The 21766-nt window shown below is 46.0% G+C and carries 19 protein-coding genes; 18 read left to right on the forward strand and 1 reads right to left on the reverse strand.

All coding sequences use genetic code 11. The features are described 5' to 3' along the window. Positions 1 to 17 precede the first annotated feature (17 nt). The 3 genes from BP97_RS0114795 (at position 18) to BP97_RS36360 (ending at position 4387) form a co-directional block, all read left to right on the forward strand. The gene (locus BP97_RS0114795; RefSeq protein WP_028549799.1) at positions 18 to 1349 is read left to right on the forward strand and encodes an ABC transporter substrate-binding protein; all 1332 of its coding nucleotides are present in this window, start codon (positions 18 to 20) and stop codon (positions 1347 to 1349) included. Between the two features lie 160 nt (positions 1350 to 1509). Continuing rightward, the gene (locus BP97_RS0114800; RefSeq protein ID WP_028549800.1) at positions 1510 to 2832 is read left to right on the forward strand and encodes a replication-associated recombination protein A; all 1323 of its coding nucleotides are present in this window, start codon (positions 1510 to 1512) and stop codon (positions 2830 to 2832) included. A gap of 217 nt (positions 2833 to 3049) precedes the next feature. After that, positions 3050 to 4387, forward strand: coding sequence for a hemolysin family protein (locus BP97_RS36360; protein ID WP_051620598.1), 1338 nt, complete (start codon positions 3050 to 3052; stop codon positions 4385 to 4387). Positions 4388 to 4459: 72 nt separating this feature from the next. Here BP97_RS36360 and mnmA read toward each other — a convergent pair whose 3' ends face one another. Then, positions 4460 to 5551, reverse strand: coding sequence for a tRNA 2-thiouridine(34) synthase MnmA (gene mnmA, locus BP97_RS0114810; RefSeq protein WP_036745898.1), 1092 nt, complete (start codon positions 5549 to 5551; stop codon positions 4460 to 4462). Between the two features lie 259 nt (positions 5552 to 5810). Between mnmA and cymR the strand changes: the two genes are divergently transcribed. From cymR to BP97_RS0114890, 15 genes are all read left to right on the forward strand, one after another. Then, the gene (gene cymR, locus BP97_RS0114815) at positions 5811 to 6230 is read left to right on the forward strand and encodes a cysteine metabolism transcriptional regulator CymR (protein ID WP_028549802.1); all 420 of its coding nucleotides are present in this window, start codon (positions 5811 to 5813) and stop codon (positions 6228 to 6230) included. A gap of 17 nt (positions 6231 to 6247) precedes the next feature. Continuing rightward, entirely contained in the window at positions 6248 to 7402 is a 1155-nt protein-coding gene (locus BP97_RS0114820; protein WP_028549803.1) for a cysteine desulfurase family protein, read from the forward strand. Positions 7403 to 7447: 45 nt separating this feature from the next. After that, positions 7448 to 7969 (forward strand): PRC-barrel domain-containing protein, encoded by a 522-nt coding sequence (locus tag BP97_RS0114825; protein ID WP_028549804.1) that lies wholly within the window; start codon positions 7448 to 7450, stop codon positions 7967 to 7969. A gap of 10 nt (positions 7970 to 7979) precedes the next feature. Beyond that, positions 7980 to 8177 carry a hypothetical protein gene (locus tag BP97_RS0114830; protein WP_028549805.1) on the forward strand — a complete coding sequence of 66 codons (198 nt, stop codon included), beginning with the start codon at positions 7980 to 7982 and terminating at the stop codon, positions 8175 to 8177. A gap of 240 nt (positions 8178 to 8417) precedes the next feature. Continuing rightward, positions 8418 to 9488, forward strand: a complete 1071-nt coding sequence (locus tag BP97_RS0114835; RefSeq protein ID WP_028549806.1) for an AI-2E family transporter — start codon at positions 8418 to 8420, stop codon at positions 9486 to 9488. Positions 9489 to 9792: 304 nt separating this feature from the next. After that, entirely contained in the window at positions 9793 to 11073 is a 1281-nt protein-coding gene (locus tag BP97_RS0114840) for an ArsB/NhaD family transporter (RefSeq protein WP_028549807.1), read from the forward strand. Between the two features lie 527 nt (positions 11074 to 11600). Next, complete coding sequence (gene alaS / locus BP97_RS0114845; RefSeq protein WP_028549808.1) at positions 11601 to 14228, forward strand: alanine--tRNA ligase; 2628 nt, start codon at positions 11601 to 11603, stop codon at positions 14226 to 14228. Positions 14229 to 14355: 127 nt separating this feature from the next. Beyond that, on the forward strand, positions 14356 to 14619 hold the full coding sequence (locus tag BP97_RS0114850; RefSeq protein ID WP_028549809.1) for an IreB family regulatory phosphoprotein: 264 nt from the start codon (positions 14356 to 14358) through the stop codon (positions 14617 to 14619). Between the two features lie 58 nt (positions 14620 to 14677). Continuing rightward, positions 14678 to 15097: a Holliday junction resolvase RuvX gene (ruvX, locus tag BP97_RS0114855; RefSeq protein ID WP_036745900.1), complete on the forward strand. Its 420-nt coding sequence runs from the start codon at positions 14678 to 14680 to the stop codon at positions 15095 to 15097. Positions 15098 to 15102: 5 nt separating this feature from the next. Next, the gene (locus BP97_RS0114860; RefSeq protein ID WP_028549811.1) at positions 15103 to 15411 is read left to right on the forward strand and encodes a DUF1292 domain-containing protein; all 309 of its coding nucleotides are present in this window, start codon (positions 15103 to 15105) and stop codon (positions 15409 to 15411) included. A 22-nt stretch (positions 15412 to 15433) separates the two neighbouring features. Then, the gene (locus BP97_RS0114865) at positions 15434 to 15733 is read left to right on the forward strand and encodes a DUF1292 domain-containing protein (protein ID WP_028549812.1); all 300 of its coding nucleotides are present in this window, start codon (positions 15434 to 15436) and stop codon (positions 15731 to 15733) included. 99 nt (positions 15734 to 15832) lie between these two features. After that, positions 15833 to 16900, forward strand: coding sequence for an endolytic transglycosylase MltG (gene mltG, locus BP97_RS0114870; protein ID WP_231506308.1), 1068 nt, complete (start codon positions 15833 to 15835; stop codon positions 16898 to 16900). 15 nt (positions 16901 to 16915) lie between these two features. Then, positions 16916 to 17845, forward strand: a complete 930-nt coding sequence (locus tag BP97_RS0114875; protein WP_028549814.1) for a peptidase U32 family protein — start codon at positions 16916 to 16918, stop codon at positions 17843 to 17845. Between the two features lie 42 nt (positions 17846 to 17887). Next, positions 17888 to 19168: a peptidase U32 family protein gene (locus BP97_RS0114880; protein ID WP_028549815.1), complete on the forward strand. Its 1281-nt coding sequence runs from the start codon at positions 17888 to 17890 to the stop codon at positions 19166 to 19168. 395 nt (positions 19169 to 19563) lie between these two features. Continuing rightward, a complete protein-coding gene (locus BP97_RS0114890; RefSeq protein WP_051620614.1) occupies positions 19564 to 21630 on the forward strand; it encodes a methyl-accepting chemotaxis protein in 2067 nt (688 codons plus the stop codon). The last annotated feature ends 136 nt before the right edge of the window (positions 21631 to 21766 follow it).

The raw sequence follows: 21766 nt of genomic DNA on the forward strand, positions 1-21766 counted from the left end.
AAGGGGAGTTGTAGAAAATGAAATTCAATAAGTCAATCCTATCTGTTATTGCGTCTAGTATGCTTATTTCGATGCTTGCAGCATGTGGAGGAAGCGGAGGAGGAGCTGGAGCTGATCAGGGTGCTGCAACAGATAAATCGGCCAGCAACGCTGATAATGAACCGGCTACTCTGGTTGTTTATTCCAACAGCGGAGATTCTCCCGATAGCTGGAATGAGCGTTTCGGCAACGCGCTTAAACAAAAATTTCCAAACTACAACATCAAGTACATTCAGAAGCAATCGAACTACGGGATTAAGGAGCTGCTCACAGCCGGAGAGACCATCGACATTTATTGGGATTCCATTGGAGGCTTTGCTTCAGGCCTTCTCGATAACGGGCTTGAGTACGACATGACCGATTTGGTCAAGAAGCATCAGATCGATTTTTCAAAAATGGAACCTTCTGTAGCGGACTCCATTAAGCAGATATCCAAAGATAAAATATATGGTATACCGGTTTTCAATAACAATATGGTTTTATATTACAATAAAGATATATTCGATAAATTCGGAGTTCCTTATCCGAAGGATGGCATGACCTGGACCGAAGCGAACAAGCTGGCTCAGCAGTTGACGCGTGTGGACGGCAAAACGTATATCGGCTTGTCCTCATCACAAACACATATGCTGCCCATGAATCAGCTGTCGATTCCTTTTGTCGATGCAGCTACGGAAAAACCGACCATTTTTACCAATGAAAAATGGCGCGAGTATTTTGATACTGTGTTTGTAGGACCGAGTAAGGCTCAAGGTTACGTCGAATATATGAAGGAGCTCAAAGACGCGATTCCTTATCGAAACGAATTTTTGAAGGAAAAGAATGTGGCAATGTTTGCATGGCTCTCATCCATTGTTTTCGTATTCCCTGAAGAATTCCAAAGCATGAACTGGGATATGGTGTCTCTGCCGACGTTCGACAGTTTGCCTAAGGTCGGCTCACAAGCTTATCCTACATATTTCACCGTAACTTCCATGTCCAAGCAAAGAGACCAGGCGATGAACGTGATAAAATATTTAATCAGTGATGAGCATCAAACCAAGCTGTCGAAAATCGGTCTTATGCCGATCTTGAACAACGATGCGGTGAAAAAAGCGTACGGCTCGGATAGCATTTTCAAAGGGAAAAACTTCGGAGCTTCATTTTATAACAAGTTCGCTCCGATTCCGGAGAAATCCCGCTACGATAGCCTGATGCTGACCCCTTATGCAAAGGCGGTTCCGAAGGTCATCATGACTGGTGACTATAATACGGTATTCCGTGCAACTGAAGAAGATACCACGAAGAAAATAACGGATGCCAAAAAATAATGTCTTGCGAGCGGTGCCATGATCCAAGCGGTGGGGCTTGGTTTCTGGCAGTCTGATCCTGGGGAAACATTGTAATTCCCTGAGGCTCCTTTATAATAGAGCATGTACGGTAAATGCCGGGCATGCTCTATTACAGTTTTCATATAAAGGTAGTGATGGTATGGATTTATTCTCTTTTGCAGCAGAAGAAAATCAAACAGGTAAGCTGCTTGCGGATCGAATGAGGCCGATTACGCTAAGTGAATATATAGGACAAGAGCATATTGTCGGACCGGGGAAGCTGCTTCGGCGAGCCATTGAAGCGGATCAGGTAACGTCGATATTGCTGTACGGGCCTCCGGGAACCGGAAAAACGACGCTTGCGAATATTATTTCGCATGCAACGCAAGGCGCGTTTGTCAAATTGAATGCGGTTGATGCTACAGTGAAGGACGTTAGGGAAGTCATTGAGCAGGCTAGAACGAATAAAGATCTATATGGCCGTAAAACGATCTTATTTCTCGACGAGGTGCACCGTTTCAACACGTCCCGTCAGGATGCTCTGCTCCCGGCGGTGGAGCAGGGGATTATTATATTCATCGGTGCTACGACCGAGAATCCGTTCCACCATGTGAACGGGGCGCTGCTGTCCCGTTCAACGCTATTTGAGCTTCATGCGCTCACGCATGAGCATTCCCTTGTGGCGCTGCGGCGTGCGCTCAGCGACCGGGACCGCGGCCTCGGCATGCTGCCGATCGAGGCCGAAGAAGAAGCGCTAGCGCATCTGGCGCACATGGCGGGCGGAGACATCCGCCGTGCGCTCAATGCGCTCGAGCTTGCCGCGCTAACCACCCCTCCGGCTTCGGATGGGGTGGTTAGCGTAACGCTTGCGGTCGCCGAAGAATCGATTCGGCGGCGCATCGTGAAGGCCGACGAGTCGACGCAGTACGACGTCCTCTCGGCCTTCCACAAGAGCGTACGCGGCTCCAGTGACGCCGCGTTGTTCTGGTTCCTCTATGCCGTCGAGAAGCTCGGCATGGATCCTATGACCTTCCTGCGACGTCTGATAGTCGCATCCAGTGAGGACATAGGCTTGGCCAATCCGCAGGCGATGGTGCAGTCCGTATCTGCAATGGATGCGTATCATAAGATTGGCTGGCCCGAATCCAAGTATGTCATCGCTCAGGCGATCCTCTTCGCTGTAGAGAGCCCTAAGTCAAATGCTATACCTTTGGCGATTGCCAAGGTGATGGGTGCCTTCGAGTCCATCGGCTCGGCGGAGGTGCCGATGCATTTGCGGGATACCCACTATGCAGGAGCGGAGAAGCTCGGTCACAAGGGATACAAGTATCCTCACAACTTCCCGGGTCATTATGTGGAGCAGCAGTATGTGCCGCAGCCGCTGATGGGACAGCATTTCTATGAAGCCACGCAGCAGGGGATGGAAGATAAAATCAGGCATAATCAAGAGCTGCGCAGAAACAGTAAGGGAACCATACGCTAAGAAAAACAGGCTTTCATATAACGGATATCCAAAAACGGCCGAATTTTACTCCTTTCGGCCGTTTTTTCCAAATTGTTCAAGCTTTTAAGCGCTATATGCGTTATTTTTGGGCATAGCACAGCGTTTGACTGTATAGCTTATTAATATATAATTTACAATATAAACCTAAGGGAGGTGTACCTATTCACCTCAAGCGAGGGGAATAGGAAACGTATTGATGGATAGTGACCCGTTACCCGCGATATGGAATTTTAGTCTTGTGTTATTTCTGGTGCTACTGAACGGTTTCTTCGTGGCTGCTGAATTTGCCATGGTTAAAGTCCGCAACAGCCGTATTGATGCGCTGGTGCAGGAAGGAAATCGAAACGCCAGATTCGCCAAAACAATCGTGAGCAACTTGAACGGTTACTTGTCAGCCTGCCAGTTGGGCATTACACTCGCTTCTTTGGCGCTGGGCTGGATTGGCGAACCCGCAATTGCAAGACTCCTTGAGCCGGTGCTGCTTCCGCTGCAGTTCTCCGCTGCGGTTATTCATACGATCTCCTTTGTCATCGCCTTTACGATCATTACCGCCTTTCACATAACGCTAGGAGAGCAGTTCCCCAAAACCTACGCCATCCGCATGTCAGAGAAGGTAACTTTGCTGTCTGCCGGACCTCTCATATTATTCTACAAGCTTATGTATCCGCTGATTTGGTTTTTGAACGGCACCTCGAACTGGATGCTTCGCAAAGCGGGGATCGAGCCTACGGAAGAGCATCACACGGTACACACCGAGGAAGAAATTCGAGTACTTATGAAGGAAAGCAATAAAAGTGGGCTAATTGACAATACCGAATTGGCACTCGTAGATAATATTTTTGATTTTGCCGAGACGAATGCCCGTGAGATCATGATTCCAAGAACCGAGATGATTTGCCTTTACGCCAACTTATCTTATGAGGAAAACAGAAAGATCGCCGTCACCGAAATGCACACCCGTTATCCCGTTTGCGATCCGGACAAGGACAATATTATTGGCTTCGTTCATATCAAGGATTTATTGAAGTCCAATCAAAGTACAGGGCAAATTCTAAGTATTGTGCGACCTATCACCAAAGTACCCGAATCTATGCAAATCAGTGCATTACTTAAGCTTATGCAGAAGAAAAAACATCAGATGGCGCTGCTGATAGATGAATATGGAGGAACATCAGGCTTGGTGACCTTCGAAGATATTATTGAAGAAATCGTCGGGGAAATTCAAGACGAGTTCGATGAGGAACGCCCGCAAATTGAAAAAAAGGATGATATGACGCATTCTATCGACGGTAGATTACTAATTGAAGAAGTGAACAGTTATTTCGGACTAGAGATCGAGTCGGATGATTATGATACGATCGGTGGTTGGGTGTATTCACAAGTGGAAATGCCACCTAAGAAGAGTCAACAAATTCGATATGACGATCATTATGAATTCATTATCGATGAAACGGACCAGCTTCGAATCTCGAGAATCGTAGTGAAAAAAAAGGGTAAGGGACCTCATTCCGAGCACTCATCCATCAGTATATAAGGATTCACAAAGAAAGGTCACTTTATGGCTAACCATAAAGTGACCTTTTTTAATCCAACCTGTCTATGAACGTTATTGATGGGGAATCATCACATCTATGATGGCACCGCCAAGACACACCTCGCCGTCGTAAAAAACAACGGATTGGCCGGGAGTAATCGCTTTTTGCGGCTGATCAAAGGTAACCTCACAGGTTCCGTCGGTGCCGAATGCAACGGTTACGCCTTGGTCCGGTTGACGATAGCGGAATTTGGCTGTGCAACGCAGAGGCGTTTCTGGCAGCTTGCCGCTAATCCAATTCAGATCCGTCGCGTGAAGTCCGCTAGAGTACAGGCTCGGGTGCTTCTCGCCCTGGACGACGTACAGAATGTTTTGCTCCAAATCTTTTCCGGCCACAAACCAAGGCTCGCCGTTTCCGGACCCCCCAATGCCAAGTCCTTGACGCTGCCCGAGGGTATAGTACATTAAGCCGTCGTGACGCCCTTTAACTTCGCCTTCGAAGGTACGCATATCCCCTGGCTTGGCGGGTAAGTATCCGCTGAGAAACTCTTTAAAGTTGCGCTCACCGATGAAGCATACACCGGTACTGTCTTTTTTCTTGGCCGTTGCAAGCCCTGCTTTTTCGGCAATGGCACGCACTTCCGGTTTTGGAAGATGTCCAATAGGGAACATAGCCTTAGACAGCTGGTACTGGTTCAGTGCATTCAAAAAGTAAGTTTGATCCTTGTTGTTGTCTACTCCACGCAGCAGACGGAACAGGCCATCCTTTTCTTCCACTCTTGCATAATGGCCCGTCGCGATATAGTCGGCTCCGAGTTCAAGCGCTTTTTGCAAAAACTCTCCGAATTTGATCTCGCGATTGCACATCACGTCAGGATTCGGTGTTCTTCCTTTGCGATATTCATCGAGAAAGTATTGAAACACCTTGTCCATGTATTGTTTCTCAAAATTTACCGTATAATAGGGAATACCGATTTGGTCGCAAACTCTGCGAACGTCTTCTGCATCTTCTTCTGCAGTGCAGTGACCGAATTCGTCGGTATCATCCCAGTTTTTCATAAAAACGCCGATAACCTCATAGCCCTGCTCCTTTAATAGAAGAGCGGAAACGGATGAATCGACTCCGCCGGACATCCCGAGGACGACACGTGTTTTTTTATTCATGCGGGTTATCTCTCCTTACAGCTTGTTCGACCTTAAGCTTGAAACCAGCTGAAAACCGGGCTGATCAAGTTGCTTTCTCCCTGTTGCTCTGTCTATTAAAACAGCCATCAGGAAAGTCGTATCCATTGTATTATACATAGGTTTGTTCGAATAATAAAATATTTCATGAATATGTCAAGGTTTTTCTCCCACTTAACAGGGTTTTATGTTACGATATAAACGATACCAAAATGTATGAAATGTAAATGAGGTGCTTTATTTGAAAATTTCAACCAAAGGCCGATACGGTTTAACCATCATGATGGAATTGGCAACCCGATATGGTGAAGGACCAACTTCTTTGAAAAGTATAGCCGAGAAGCACCAGCTCTCCGAGCACTACTTGGAGCAATTGGTAGCCCCTTTACGGAATGCGGGATTGGTTAAAAGTATTCGCGGCGCTTATGGGGGATATATTTTATCGAAAACAGCGGAAGATATTTCTGCAGGCGATGTGATTCGGGTGTTGGAAGGGCCGATAAGCCCTGTCGACTTTACCGAAGAGGACGATCCGGCGAAGCGAGATTTATGGGTTCGCATTCGTGACAGCATTGCTGAAGTTCTCGACTCTACGACTTTGTATGACCTGATATCCTTTAAGGATGAAGGACAAAACGATAATTATATGTTCTACATATAGTATAACGGAGCACGGTTATGACGTTTATATACTTCGATCATGCTGCGACAACGCCGGTTCATCCGGAGGTTGTCGAGGCAATGCTGCCCCTATTCACGCAAACTTTCGGGAATGCCTCCAGTACACATAGCGCAGGAAGAGAAGCTCGTTCCGTTATCCATCAATCGCGAGATACGGTAGCTTCCTTTATCGGCTGCGCGCCTTCCCAAATCATATTCACAAGCGGTGGAACAGAAAGCGATAATATGGCTTTATTTGGCGCTGCCTACGCCAGAGCAAATGAAGGTAAAGGAAAACATATCATTACAACTCAAGCCGAACATCATGCCGTACTGCATGCTTGCGAGCATTTGGAAAGGCAAGGCTTCGAGGTTACTTATTTGCCGGTAGATAGTACCGGTTGTGTTCGGCTCTCGGATGTTGAACAAGCGATTCGCCCGGATACGATACTGATCAGCGTTATGTATGCTAACAATGAAGTCGGAACGATTCAACCGATAACGGAAATCGGAACGATTGCACGGAACCTCGGCATTTATTTTCATGTGGATGCTGTGCAAGCGCTTGGAAATATACGTATGGATTTGAGCGGAATGCCGGTTGATTTCATGAGCTTTTCCGCACACAAGGTTAACGGACCCAAAGGAATCGGTGCTCTATACATATCGAAACAGGCAAAGCTCGAGCCTCTTCTGCACGGGGGCAATCAGGAACGCAAACGTCGCCCTGGGACTGAAAATGTCGCCGCTATTGCCGGGTTTTCTAAAGCGGTACAAATCTTGAACAGTGAAATGTATGAAAAGCAACAAAAGTTGGAAAAACTACATAATGAAATGATTTCAAGGCTTAAAGACCTGCTTGGTAAGGAACAGGCCATTGTTAATGGACATCCGACAGAGCGGGTACCCCATATTCTGAACGTGAGCTTTCCAGGGGTATCGACGGAAACCATGCTGATGAATTTGGACCTTGAAGGTGTAGCTGCTGCCAGCGGATCCGCTTGCACTTCTGGTTCTTTAGAGGTGTCTCATGTATTGAAGGCTATGGAGCTACCGGAGGAACGAATGACTTCCGCCATACGCTTCAGCTTTGGCCGCGGCAATACGTTGGAGCAAATTGAAATGGCTGCTCAAAAAATTGCAACCATTGTAAAACGCGTCCGTAATACATAGTAAACAAATGTTTAATTAACAAGCTGCTTCAGGAGGAAGTCTCCATTGAAAAGAGCGCGTGACGTGATCGGTTTACCGATATTTTGCGTACAATCCGGTAAGCAGGTAGGTACAGCTAAGGACCTTTTGTTAGGCGACGCTTGGCAGGTCGAAGCCGTACTGCTGGAGACGAAACATTGGTTTGCCGCACCAAGCTGTATATTGTGGAAAGATGTTATCGCATTGGGCGAGGATGCCATTACGATTGAACATGAAGAAGTTATCGGACGCCTTGATGAAGAGAAAAACTATACCTCATTGGTTAACGGAGACAGGAAGCTGAAAGGCATGCCCGTCTTAACGATAAACGGTCAGCAATTAGGGATCGTTGACGACGTTTATTTGGATCAAAATAGGGGTAAAAAGGTAATAGGATACGAATTAACAGAAGGTTTTATCTCCGACTTGAAGGAAGGGCGTAAATGGCTTCCTTTGCCTGATTCCGTAACTGTAGGTAAAGACGCGATTATCGTACCCGTTCACTGCAATGATACATTGGAGGAAAGTATAATACCAATTGAAGAATAGGGTGATTCAGATGCTACGTTGTCCAAATTGCAATTCCAAAGATATCGGCAAAATTGGCTCGCACCAGTTTTATTGCTGGGGCTGCTTCATTGAGCTCACGGTGAACGGAGAAAAAATGTCCGTCTATCAAGTAGAAGAGGACGGAACGCTTAGTTCTCTCGATGATTTGTTTTTTGAAGAAGAAATGCCGCAAGTTCACGCCAACTGATTTGTTGGCTTAATTAAAAGATAAAGTTATTACCGGTCTCAGCGCTTTTTAAGCGAGGGGCCGGTATTTTTTTGCTTATATATATCGAATCTTGGGCGGCAGTGCTATTAATCAGTGTATTCTAATTCGGTCAGGTTATGATCGTTGCGCAGCAATTCTCGGTTGTTCAGGATTAAGATACCAGGGTTGTACATATACTGTAAGAGTACGATAGAACGTGCTCTGAGGTAGGTGATCCGATTGGAACGATTTTATAAAAGTCATCTTTTTACGGTGCTTGTTTATATTTTATTGAGCCTGCTGATTTTGTTTTTCCTGCTGCAAATTCGGCCGATGATAGTGGCTATCTATAGTTTTCTTAAAGAAATATTGGCTCCTTTTATCATTGCCATGATTATTTCCTATGTACTGAATCCGGTAGTATCGTTGCTGAATGCTCGGAAAGTTCCGCGAACGGTAGCTGTATTGCTGATCTATGCTGTTTTCATATTGTCGACGACGGTCGTTCTCATGAACGCCATTCCTATGTTTATGAGCCAGCTTGCCCAGCTAAACAACCATTTGCCGCAAATGGCCATGAAGGCACAAGGATTCGTAGACGGGATGAACAGCGTACAATTTTTACCGGATAGCGTGCGTACAGGAATCAATCAATCGTTAGCTAAGCTGGAAAACGGTATTTCTTTGGCTATTTCGCAGTACATAGACGGTATTGGAAGCACGATCAACATGGTGTTTATTGCGTTTATTATCCCGTTTTTGGCGTTTTACATATTGAAAGATTTTCAGCTTATTGAAAAGACGGTTCTGGCCATTGTGCCAAAAGCGAAACGCAAGCAGGTCATTACGCTGCTGGTCGATATGGACACTGCGCTCGGTAACTATATCCGAGGTCAATTTCTTGTTTGTATGATTATCGGGGTACTGGCTTATCTGGGTTATTGGATAATAGGAATGCCGTATGCATTATTATTGGCCTGCGGGGTTGCGATTTTTAATATCATCCCTTATCTGGGACCATTTTTCGGGGCGGCTCCGGCGATTATTATGGCATCGACGATATCAATAAAAATGGTGCTTATGGTTGTTATCGTCAACACGATTTGTCAAATACTTGAAGGCAATATTATATCACCACAGGTGGTGGGGCGATCGTTAAAAATGCATCCCTTGGTGATCATATTCGCTTTGCTGGTTGGCGGCGAGCTGGCCGGTGTTGTCGGATTGATTTTGGCAGTACCGTTTTTTGCCGTCATGAAGGTCATCCTTCAGCATGTGTTGATGTACTACGTACACCGCAGAACGACATAATATTTTCACAAGCTGAAGCAGCCCAAATTTTTGAAACCAACTATGGTTGGACTGCGTATTACCTTAAGCGCTGAAAATTAGAGCGGTAAAAGTGCATATGCATATGATTTTGGAGGAGCCTGTCACCAAGGGCTCCTTTTTGCCGTTTTTCCGGTGGGGTATCCCGTTCAGCCGCTGTTGTTATCGGAAAAGTATTAATCTAGTCGCTTTTAGCAGTGATTTTCCGATAACAAAGGCGGACGCTATCGCTTCTACACGGGACACCCCACCTCCAGCTATTATGCATCTTCTAAGGAGGGTCAAAATGGATCAACAAGCTTGGATTGCCATCGGAATTTTTCTAGTTATTTACGCGTTAATTATTAGTGAAAAGATCCATCGAACTATCGTAGCCATGATCGGCGGGATACTGATGGTAGGGCTAGGAATTGTCAGCCAAGAAACCGCCATCCATCACATCGATTTTAATACGCTAGGTCTGCTGATTGGAATGATGATTATTGTGGGTATAACGGCGGATACGGGGTTATTCAAGTTTATAGCTGTCTGGTCCGCTAAAAAAGCAGGAGGGCATCCGGTCCGGATACTAGTTGTTCTATGCATAGTCACAGCCGTAGGCTCGGCTTTTCTGGATAACGTAACGACTGTCTTGCTGATGGTACCTGTTACGCTGAGTATTACCAGGAAGCTTCAGGTTACGCCGATTCCTTTCTTCATATCGCAAATCATGGCCTCCAACATTGGCGGGACCGCTACATTAATTGGAGATCCTCCGAACATCATGATCGGAAGCGCCGTCAAAGAGTTGACGTTTATGGCATTTATTAACAACTTATCTCTGATATCGATAATCATTTTGATAGTGACACTGCCTTTTTTTGTTCTTATCTACCGTAAGAAGATACAGACAACCGATGAGCTGCGCCAAGGCATTATGGATATGGACGAGAAGGCGGAAATTACCGATTCCCGATTGCTGCGAAAGTGTCTTACTGTTCTGGGACTCACTGTTTTCGGATTTTTCGTTCATCAAGTTATTCATCTGGAGTCTGCAACCGTTGCACTGGCGGGAGCGTTCCTGCTGTTATTGCTGACAGGCGAACATGCATTGGAGCAAGCGTTCCAACGGGTGGAATGGACAACGATATTCTTTTTTGTCGGACTGTTTGTTCTGGTGTCCGCATTGGTTGAAACCGAGGTGATCGCAGCGCTGGCTGAATATGCAATAGGGATTACGGGAGGAGACGTGACAAAATCGGCCATTCTCATCTTGTGGCTCAGTGCCATCGCATCTGCTTTTCTCGATAACATTCCTTTCGTCGCCACTATGATACCTTTAATTCAAGAAATGGGTACGATGGGGATCACAGATTTGGAGCCTTTATGGTGGAGTTTAGCATTGGGGGCCTGTTTGGGAGGAAACGGCTCACTTATCGGAGCAAGCGCCAACCTGATCGTTGCCGGAATATCGGGAAGAGAAGGGCATCCTATCTCATTTATGACCTTTTTCAAAGTGGCATTTCCTCTGATGCTGCTGTCGATTGTCATTGCTAATATCTATATTTATTTGCGTTATTTAATGTAACAAAATAAATATAAAAGGAGGGAGTAAAGCAAAAAGGTGACGAGTTGACATGGATATCGTGAAACGTATATAATTTCTTTAATTACTGCAAAAAATGGATAATTGAAAGCGTTGATGAAATCAAGTAAGTCATAGCCCATGATCCAGAGAAAAGGTTCTAGTCTTCATTGCATGAAGGCTAGCTGAGAGAACCTTTGCATGAAGGATGGCTGAAAGCTCATTTCGGAGTGCGGAACAAATCCGCCGGATGGACTCGTTATTCGTCTACTAAGGAGATTGTACAGTCGGCAAGATGCCATTAATGGCTTGCTTGAGCTGCTGTACAGTAACCAGGGTGGTACCGCGATCGATTCGTCCCTGTTAGCAGGGGCGATTTTTTGTTGTTAAAACAGTTTTTGTGGCTCAGCTGGCGGCTTATCGGGGTAAGTATTTGTTATGAGGCGGGTCCTTGGAGCAAGTGTTGCAACCGTCTGCTGACGGAACCGGAGCTAACACAAAAACAGATTATATAGTAGGAGGATATAAATATGAAAGCCAGTGAAATCCGTTCCAAGTGGTTAGCATTTTTCGAAAGCAAGGGACACAAGATTGAGCCGAGTGCTCCACTTGTTCCTCATAATGACCCGTCACTTTTGTGGATTAATGCAGGGATGGCGCCGTTGAAGCCATATTTTGACGGACGAGTCGTGCCTGACAATCCGCGTATTGCCAACTCTCAGAAATGCATCCGTACTAACGATATTGAGAATGTAGGCAAAACACGCCGTCACCATACGTTTTTTGAAATGCTCGGCAATTTCTCCATCGGCGATTATTTCAAAGAAGAAGTGATAACCTGGGCATGGGAGTTTTTGACTGGGAAAGAGTGGCTTGGTCTTGATCCTAACCTTCTTTCAGTTACGGTTTATCCTGAGGATACCGAGGCGTACGAGTTTTGGAATAAAAAAATCGGTCTTCCTGAAGAACGTATTTACAAGCTGCAAGATAACTTCTGGGATATTGGCGAAGGCCCATGCGGACCTTGTACGGAAATTTTCTATGACCGCGGCGATGCTTATGGTGATTTGGACGATCCGGAGTGCTGGCCTGGGGGCGAGAATGAACGCTTCCTCGAAGTCTGGAACTTGGTGTTCTCCCAATTCAATCATAACAAGGATGGCAGCTATACGCCGCTTCCTAACAAGAACATTGATACGGGCGCAGGCTTGGAGCGTTTTGCGAGCGTGCTGCAGAACGTGGATTCCAACTTCGATACCGATTTGTTCCAGCCGATTATTCAACAAACCTGCAAGCTGGCTGGCGTAAAATATAACGACAATGAAGAGTTTGACGTCGCTTTGAAGGTTATTGCTGACCATATCCGTACGGTAGTATTCTCTGTGGGTGATGGAGTACTTCCATCCAATGAAGGCCGTGGCTACATTATTCGCCGTTTGTTGCGCCGTGCAGTCCGTTACGGTAAAGTACTCGGTATGGATAAGCCGTTCCTCTACACTTTGACACCTATCGTAGGTGAAGTGATGGGAGTCTACTATCCGGAAGTAGTGGAAAAACACGAGTTCATCGAGAAGGTTATCCGCACCGAAGAAGAACGTTTCCACGAAACGTTGTCCGACGGCTTGGTTATTTTGGCAGAAATGACGGAGAAAGCCCGCAAAGAGGGCAGCACGCAAATTAGCGGTCCCGACGCTTTCAAGCTGTACGATACTTATGGGTTCCCGTTCGACTTGACCGAGGACTTTGCCGCTGAAAAAGGAATGACTGTCGACAGAGAAGGCTTCGACCGTGCTATGCAGGAGCAGCGTGACCGTGCGAGAGAAGCACGTAAAGATGCCGACAGCATGAAGGTTCAAGGAGGACCTCTATCCGATTTTACGGTTAAAAGCGAGTTTGTTGGGTATAATGAATTGGTAACAACTGCTAAAGTCATTGCAATTGTGCATGAGAACCAATTTGTTGATTTGGTTGGCGTAGGTGAGACTTGCCAGGTTATCTTGGATAAGACGCCTTTCTATGCAGAAAGCGGAGGTCAAGTAAGTGACCATGGCTTAATGACCGCAGGAGATCTTCAACTGCGAGTTGATGATGTCGGCAAAGCTCCACATGGTCAGCATGTTCATACTGTAACTGTCGTATCCGGCGTGCTTCGCAAAGGGGATAGTGTGCAGGCGGCAGTTAATGACGAGCTTCGTGATGACATTATTAAGAATCACACGGCCACTCATTTGCTTCACAAAGCATTGAAAGAAGTGCTAGGTGACCATGTTAACCAAGCGGGCTCCATGGTAGCGCCTGAGCGTCTTCGCTTTGACTTTTCCCATTTCGGAAGCATTAGTGCAGAAGAGCTTCAGGATATCGAGCAGCGCGTCAACCGCCAAATTTGGAAGAGCACACCGCTTACTATTTCGCTTAAACCCATTGCTGAAGCCAAAGCAATGGGCGCTATGGCTCTTTTCGGTGAGAAATACGGCGATATCGTTCGCGTCGTTCAAGTAGGGGATTACAGCCTAGAACTGTGCGGTGGCTGCCACGTGGCCAACACAAGCCAAATCGGTTTGTTCAAAATCGTGAGCGAATCGGGAATTGGTTCCGGAGTTCGCCGTATTGAGGCAGTTACTGGACGCAACGCATACGAATATTTGGATCAACAGCTTCAATTGCTGCGTGACTCCTCGGTTCTGCTGAAAGCAAACATTCAAGATGTGCCTAAACGAATCGACGGCTTGTTTGCACAATTGAAGGAGCTTTCCCGCGAGAACGAGTCGCTGAAAGCGAAGCTAGGCAAGATTGAAGCCGGGTCCTTAACGGATCAAGTGAAGCAAGTTCAAGGAGTACCTGTATTGGCTGCACAAGTAAGTGCCGGCGATATGGAATCACTCCGCGGTATCGTGGATCAAATGAAGGCCAAACTAAGCTCGGCGATCATCGTACTGGGCGCAGCTTCCGAGGATAAAGTAAACCTGGTAGCGGCTGTAACACCGGACCTGATCTCCAAAGGGTTCCACGCTGGCAAACTGATCAAGGAAACAGCAGCTATCGTTGGCGGCAGCGGCGGCGGACGTCCGGATATGGCACAAGCAGGCGGTAAAGACGCTTCCAAGCTTCAGGAAGCACTGCAGCACGTTGAACAGCTTGTAGCTCAAGTGACTGCTTAACAAAATCGAGCAGGCCTTAAAATAAATTTGCATTGTCAACAGGAATTATTCGACAAACAGCGAATATAAGATGATATCAGCTGTTGTCAGCTATGCATTACATTTATGTTTCTAAGGGGGTGTTGGGATGAGTTCGATGGATAAAACGATGAAATTTAACGTAAAAGCGGAAGAAATCGAAACATCGCCCAAGGAAGTCATGTTGGCGGTATATGACGCGTTACAGGAAAAGGGCTATAATCCGATCAATCAAATTGTGGGGTACCTTTTATCCGGCGACCCGGCTTATATTCCCCGTCATAACAATGCAAGAAGCATAATTCGCAAACGGGAACGCGATGAGCTGATCGAAGAATTGGTTCGTTCCTACTTGCAGCAGCATAAATCGTAACAGAATGTCGGATCCGGACATTCTCTCATGTCCGGATCTCCTTTTGGGAGTATAACAAATGGAACGTTTAATGGGATTGGATTATGGGGATAAAACCATTGGTATCGCTCTAAGTGACGAATTGGGCTGGACCGCACAAGGTTTGGAAGTCATTCGTCGCACGACCGTGGAGAAGGATTATGCCAGAATCCGTGAAATTATTGAGCAATACGACGTCAAAGAGCTGGTTGTCGGATTGCCGAAGAACATGAACAACACGATTGGGCCTCGCGGAGAAATATGTATCGCTTTCGCCCAGTCCTTGCAAGAAACGCTGCAATTACCCGTTCATTTATGGGATGAGCGGCTGACTACCGCATCCGCGCAGCGAACGCTGCTCGAAGCCGATGTAAGTCGTAAGAAACGGAAGCAGGTCATTGATAAAATGGCAGCTGCACTTATTTTGCAAGGATATATGGATTCCAATTCGAAGAGGTGAATGATATGTCTAAAGAGGAACAACTACAGGAAGAAGAACTGGATATCATTGTGATTCCGGATGATGACGGCAATGAAGAGGAATTTGAAGTGGTTGCAAGGTTTGAAGTGGACGGATCGGACAAAAAGTATTTGATGGTTGTTCCGATGGACGCCGATGAGGAGTCGGAAGAAGTGTATGCTTTCCGTTACGAAGAGGATGGGGACGACTTGCAGTTGTATACCATCGAAGATGAAGAAGAGTGGAACATTGTGGAAGAAACCTTCAATACTCTGATGGATGAAGCGGCTGAGGACGAGGAAGAATCCCGATAAGGGCATTACAGGAGGCAGTTCTTTGTACGAATTGAAAGATATGAAACCAACGAATCAGTTGCGCAGCGCATACGGAGATGATATTATTTTGTATGACGACCGCGAACAATCCGTTGCATACAAGCTTCTGGCCGAATTTCAGCTGGGTGACCAAAGCTATGCTGTGCTCCAGCCTGAGAAAGGCAAGAATGAAGAGCCAGAAATTTTTAAGGTGACTTCATATGACGGGGAGCTTGAACTCGAAACTATAGATGATGATGACGAGTGGGAAACCGTTTCTGAGCTTTATGATGAGATGACGTTCCCGCAAGACGATATGTAGCAAACTACAATTTGCTTTCAAAACGGAGGCGAGCGGAGACAATCCGCTCTTTTTCGTTGTTAAATAGCAATTCATGGAGTGGAAGGAGTACAAGAAAGCGTGACTGCAGGACATAGGATGGCGGTAGGCAAAAAAATCGCACTAATCATAATAATCGTAATCCTGGCAGGCGCTGCTGGCATCGGATGGTATGTAAGACAGATGCTGGAGCCGATGCAGCCTTCTGAGAAGCCTGTACGCGTTGTGATACCTTCCGGTACGGGATCGTTGGCTATAGCGCAAAAGCTCGAGGAAGCAGGACTTATACGCAATGCCGCGATGTTTACGTACTATTTGAAATATAAAGGTCAAGGGGATAAGCTGCAAGCAGGTGAATATGATTTGACGCCAGGCATGACGCTTGATTCTATCGTCGACATATTAAACAAAGGATTGACGGTAAAGGAGCAGGGAACTAAATTGACTGTTCCTGAAGGTTATACAGTGAAGCAAATTGCTGAAAAGGTTAACCAGCAGTTCGGTACAGATATCACGTTGTTCATGCAAACTGCGCAACAAAATAAAGATTTTACTGCGCAATCGTTTTCCTACATTCCTAGTAATGCGCAGCTTAACAACAGACTGGAAGGTTACTTGTTTCCTGAGACGTACGAATGGAAGAAGGATATCAAAGTAGAGGATATGCTCGATCAAATGATGCTGGAACTGGATAAGAAGCTCGCTTCGCTTCCAGACAACTGGCAGGAGAGCTTGAAATCGCGGGGACAAAGCTTCCATCAAATGATGACTATTGCTTCTCTCATCGAAAGGGAAGTCGTTCTGGACGAAGAACGCCCCATAGTAGCAAGTGTCATCTACAACAGGCTGCAAAAATCGATGCCGCTGCAAATCGATGCTACGATTCAGTATTTACTGGATAAACCGAAAGATCGATTATTTGAGAAGGATCTCCAAATCGAGAGTCCTTACAATACGTATCTGCATCCCGGACTGCCGCCCGGTCCAATAGCTAGTCCAAGTCTAGCCTCAATTAAAGCTGCGATACAGCCTGCTGACTCCAAGTACTTGTTTTATGTGACTAAGAAGGACGGGAGCAAGGGACATATCTTCGCGGAAACTTACGAGCAGCATCAGCAAAACATTGCGGCAAGCAAAAAGAATCAGTAAAGGGAGAATGGTAAGATGAAAAAACCGGAGCTGTATATATCAGCAGGCTCGGCGGAAGAGGTTAAAGCTTACATCGAAGCAGGAGCAGACGCCGTTGCTGTCGGAGAGCATCGATTCGGAATGCGTCTGCCTGGAGAAATTAAGCTGGATGAGTTAAGTGAGCTTATTCCATGGGTGCATGAACGCGGAGCCAAGATTGTCGTAGTAGCTAACAAGATTATGGAAAATGATCAGCTCGCTGAGCTGGCCGAATATTTACGACGTGTCAAAGAACTGCAAGCGGATGCCGTTGTATTCGGTGATCCGGCTGTGCTAATAGCCATTCGTCAAGGCGCCCAAGGGCTGCCGCTGCATTGGAATGCAGAGATGACCTCCACTAATTACGAGACTTCCAACTACTGGAAATCCAAGGGGGCTACACGCGTTGTGTTGGCACGTGAGCTTAACTTGGAGGAAACGCTCGAGATCAAGAGACAGCTTCCGAGTATGGAAGTCGAAGTACAAGTACATGGTATTACGAATATATACCATTCCAAACGGAGTCTGTTAACTAACTATCAAGATCATCAAGGACATGGCGATCGACGGGCTACAGGCAGGGAAGAAGGGCTGTTTCTGATCGAGCAGGAGCGCCAGGATGAACGATATCCAGTCTATGAGGATGTCAACGGAACTCATATTATGAGCTCTGACGATATTTGTATGCTCGAGGATTTGCATGAGCTGATGGGTGGTCAAATCGATAGCTTCCGAATTGACCCGTTGTTAAAGTCTTTGAAATATAACGTTACCGTGCTTCTAAGCTACAGAAAAGCGATTGATGCTTATTTTGCCGACCCGGAAAACTATGCTTTTCAGGAAGAATGGATGGATGCGATTCGCGAGCTTCAAGACCCGCGGCGCGAGCTGTCGTTCGGATTCTTTTATAAAGAGCAAGTCTATTAATTGGCTAGTTGCAAGAATGATTATTTTAAAGGGGTTGAAATCATGACTTTGGTACAGCAAGATCTACTTGGCAAGCGAATTCGCTTGGAAAAGCCCGAATTGCTTGCTCCTGCGGGCAGTCTGGAAAAATTGAAATTTGCCGTTCATTATGGAGCGGATGCAGTCTATATCGGCGGCCAACAGTACGGATTACGCTCAAATGCCGATAATTTCACATTCGAAGAAATGCGTGAAGGCGTTGAATTCGCTGCACGCTACGGAGCCAAGGTATTCGTTGCTACGAATATATATGCTCATAACGAAGATATCGCTGGAATTGAGGACTACTTGCGCGGCATTCAGGACGCGGGAGTCGCGGCCATTATTGTTGCCGATCCGGTTATTATTGAAACCTGCAAACGTGTAGCGCCTAAGCTCGAGATTCATCTGAGCACTCAGCAATCGACGATGAATTGGCAAGCCGTACAGTTTTGGAAAGAAGAAGGTGTAGATCGTGTCGTCTTGGCACGTGAAGCCAACATGCAGGAAATTGTGGACATCAAGAAAAATGTTGAGGTCGAGATTGAAGTGTTCGTGCATGGAGCAATGTGCAGCTCGTATTCGGGACGCTGTGTGTTGTCCAATCATTTCACGGATCGCGACTCTAACCGCGGAGGCTGCTGCCAATCCTGTCGCTGGAAGTATGATTTGTTTACCAGCGAGGAGGATCAGCAAGAGGGCATTAAGGAAATCCCGCTGTTTGATGAGGAGGACAATGCGTTCTCTATGAGCTCGAAGGATCTTTGCATGATCGAGCATATTCCTGATCTTGTCCGTTCGGGAGTCGACAGCTTCAAAATTGAAGGACGAATGAAAAGCGTCCATTATGTAGCTACCGTAGTGAACGCATACCGTCAAGCTATCGATGCGTATTTCGAGGATCCGGTTAATTATGAATTGAAATCGGAATGGTTGTATGAGATTCAGAAAGCGGCCAACCGTCCTTTGAACACAGGCTTTTTCTATGACGAGCCAGGACATGAAGATCATATTTTCGAACCGGAGAATAAAGCGGCTCCTTACGACTTCGTCGGTGTAGTCATGGAATATGATGAAGCGAGCGGAGTCGCAACGATCCAGCAGCGCAATCACTTTAAGCCGGGGCAAGAGGTTGAGTTCTTTGGGCCTAAAGGCACATTCTTCAAGCAGGTGGTACCAGCTATTCACGACGAAGCCGGGCAAGAGCTGGATGCGGCGCGTCACCCGCTGCAAAGAATTAAGCTGAAGGTGGAGCAGCCGGTCAAAGCGTTTGATATGATGCGTAAAAAAATGGGTAAGGCTTAATAGGCCTACCATGAGGCATAGTACAGGAAGTTCCTATAGAATAGGGACTTCCTTATTTTTTTGTAGGAAGTTAGGCCCATGGACAAAATTCAAAAAAAGGAATATTATGCTACGTGTTACTATGGAAATGTTTATGTATTGACAAAAACTGCGCGGGTAAGTCGTCAGAACTATTTTTTTGCAATGAAAGCGATTAATTGAGAGGAAATAGGCGGACCGTGTCGAATATCATGGTAAGCTGAGCGTCATCCCGACATACGCAGATTAACCTATTTCAGAGCAGGGTGGTGGGTCCTTTGAAGGGGATACTGTCTTTAGTTAGACAATGGGCAGAAAAATTTGGAAACCGGATTAAAGCATCAAATGTACGAGGAAAAGGATCGGGCAGCCGCCAAATGGTAAAAGAAACAGCCTCCGGTTCGAGAGCTAGTCTTCGATTGGAGAATCCGTTAAAATCTGTTGGAATGAAGCTGTTTTTAATTTTCCTTGTCAGTATCTTATTTTTTGTACTTGTAGTAGGCTTTACGTCATTCAATATTTCTAGTGGCGTGCTTCAGAAGAAGGTAGTTGATGCATCAGAGCAGACGATTATTCAGGCAGGACAGAAGCTGGATTTATTGTATGGGGTATATGAAGACTTATCCATGCAAATTTTGTTAGACGATGATATGAAGAAGCTGCTGACCGAAGTTGAAAATGTAAACAGAGGCAGCTATGACTTTTTACAACTGAGACAAAAAATCGGAGATAAGCTGAACGTTTATACATACTCCAATAAAACAATTAAAGCGATCCACCTGCTTCGTGCAAACGGTGAGCCGCTCAGTGCTTCGGGAAGCTCCATTAGCAAGGAAACCGTAGCACAAGAAGAGTGGTACAAGAAGATCGTCGAGAATAACGGAAAAGCGACTTGGTTGGAAGCCAAATCGAAAGGCTACGCGGATGCTACAAATGGATCCACCTTCGGGCTTGGACGCGTTTTGAAGAATACGTCAACCAATACAGCTCAAGCCATTTTGTTAATGGAAGTTAGCGTGGATGCGATCGACAAAGAGCTTGGCGATATTAAGATGGGTGACGAAGGTCAGACAATGATTCTGACTCCGGAAATGAACGTTATTTTCTCCAAGGATCGCGCCTTGATCGGAGAAAAGTCTAACTTGGATGTTGCCAAGGATTCATTAATTGAAGATTCCCACAATACAATGACAGGCAAGAAGGACATGCAGATCGTGTACTATAAATCAGCGAAAACGAACTGGTATTTGATGGGTGCCATGCCGGTCGCTGAGCTTGTTAAGGATGCTAAGGTAATCTTCAATGTCACATGGATTATAGCTGGTGTTGCTGCGATTATCGCAGTTGGAATTGGTATATTCGTTGCAAGAATGATCGGTCATCCGGTCGTGACTCTACGTAACCTCATGAAAGAAGGGGAACAGGGTAACCTCACCGTACGGATGAATGTTAATAGTCAGGATGAAATCGGTCAGCTGGGGCATAGCTTTAACCAGATGATGGAGAAAATCACACAGTTGGTTCAGCAGACAAATCTTTCCGCACAAGAAGTATTGGCAACTGCGGCAGAGCTGTCGGATGCCTCGAAGAAAACAGCCGTATCAGCCAAAGAAATTGCTGTTGCTACTGAAGAGATTGCAGGCGGAGCGTCCAGCTTGGCAGTTGAATCGGAACGAGGCAATGAATTGACGCATAATATCAGTATGCAAATGAAATCGGTCATCGATTCCAACCTCGTCATGGGTACAGCTGCTTCCAGCGTTCAGTCATCTAGTGAACAAGGAATTCAGTATATGTCCGAGTTGATCAGCAAGACTAATGAGACCGAGACGATGACTCGGGATATGGTTGACAAGGTAGACAACCTTAAGGAAAGCACGCGTTCTATCCGCAAAATTTTGGATGTATTGAACAATCTGACGAAACAGACGAATATTTTGTCTCTGAATGCTACGATTGAAGCTGCTCGCGCAGGCGTGGCTGGCAAAGGGTTCATGGTAGTGGCTGATGAAATTCGCAAATTGGCCGACCAGTCCCGTCAATCGATTGCTATTGTAGGGCAAGTCACTGAAACCATCCAGAAGGAAATCGACGAAACCGTTAATGCATTGTCAAATGCTTATCCGATGTTCCAGCAGCAGATCGTTTCTGTAAAAGAAGCTGATGCGATTTTTAAAGAAGTTCACTCTCATATGAACGGCTTTATTACTCAATTATCTGATGTAACAGAGTCTATCGATAATCTGAATGCATCCCAAGTGGTGCTGTCTGATGCGATGTCCAATGTTAGCGCCGTTGCTGAAGAGTCTTCTGCAACTTCCCAAGAGGTAGCGTCGTTAAGCTCGGAACAATTAAGCATAAGCTCTGGGCTGGTTCGCTTGTCGGACAAGCTGGAGCAGCTGTCTAATTCACTGCAGGAATCTTTATCCAAATTTGAAGTTTAAACGATATGTATCTGGCATAATCTATACACAATAAGATTCGTTAGAGAAAGCTTTTTTCAGGGCGTGGATTTGGTCTTGAAAAGGGCTTTTTCTGTATGTGCCAGTGTTTGTAAATGGATGAAGAAGCTTATACTGC

Origin of the sequence: Paenibacillus sp. UNC451MF (assembly GCF_000686845.1) — a bacterium.
Lineage (GTDB): Bacteria > Bacillota > Bacilli > Paenibacillales > NBRC-103111 > Paenibacillus_S.

Excerpts from the sequence above, each read along its gene's own strand:
- BP97_RS0114795 (WP_028549799.1), top strand. The coding sequence starts at position 18 with ATGAAATTCAATAAGTCAATCCTATCTGTTATTGCGTCTAGTATGCTT.
- BP97_RS0114800 (WP_028549800.1), top strand. The coding sequence starts at position 1,510 with ATGGATTTATTCTCTTTTGCAGCAGAAGAAAATCAAACAGGTAAGCTG.
- BP97_RS36360 (WP_051620598.1), top strand. The coding sequence starts at position 3,050 with ATGGATAGTGACCCGTTACCCGCGATATGGAATTTTAGTCTTGTGTTA.
- mnmA (WP_036745898.1), bottom strand. The coding sequence starts at position 5,551 with ATGAATAAAAAAACACGTGTCGTCCTCGGGATGTCCGGCGGAGTCGAT.
- BP97_RS0114820 (WP_028549803.1), top strand. The coding sequence starts at position 6,248 with ATGACGTTTATATACTTCGATCATGCTGCGACAACGCCGGTTCATCCG.
- BP97_RS0114830 (WP_028549805.1), top strand. The coding sequence starts at position 7,980 with ATGCTACGTTGTCCAAATTGCAATTCCAAAGATATCGGCAAAATTGGC.
- BP97_RS0114840 (WP_028549807.1), top strand. The coding sequence starts at position 9,793 with ATGGATCAACAAGCTTGGATTGCCATCGGAATTTTTCTAGTTATTTAC.
- alaS (WP_028549808.1), top strand. The coding sequence starts at position 11,601 with ATGAAAGCCAGTGAAATCCGTTCCAAGTGGTTAGCATTTTTCGAAAGC.
- BP97_RS0114850 (WP_028549809.1), top strand. The coding sequence starts at position 14,356 with ATGAGTTCGATGGATAAAACGATGAAATTTAACGTAAAAGCGGAAGAA.
- ruvX (WP_036745900.1), top strand. The coding sequence starts at position 14,678 with ATGGAACGTTTAATGGGATTGGATTATGGGGATAAAACCATTGGTATC.
- BP97_RS0114860 (WP_028549811.1), top strand. The coding sequence starts at position 15,103 with ATGTCTAAAGAGGAACAACTACAGGAAGAAGAACTGGATATCATTGTG.
- BP97_RS0114875 (WP_028549814.1), top strand. The coding sequence starts at position 16,916 with ATGAAAAAACCGGAGCTGTATATATCAGCAGGCTCGGCGGAAGAGGTT.
- BP97_RS0114880 (WP_028549815.1), top strand. The coding sequence starts at position 17,888 with ATGACTTTGGTACAGCAAGATCTACTTGGCAAGCGAATTCGCTTGGAA.
- BP97_RS0114890 (WP_051620614.1), top strand. The coding sequence starts at position 19,564 with ATGGTAAAAGAAACAGCCTCCGGTTCGAGAGCTAGTCTTCGATTGGAG.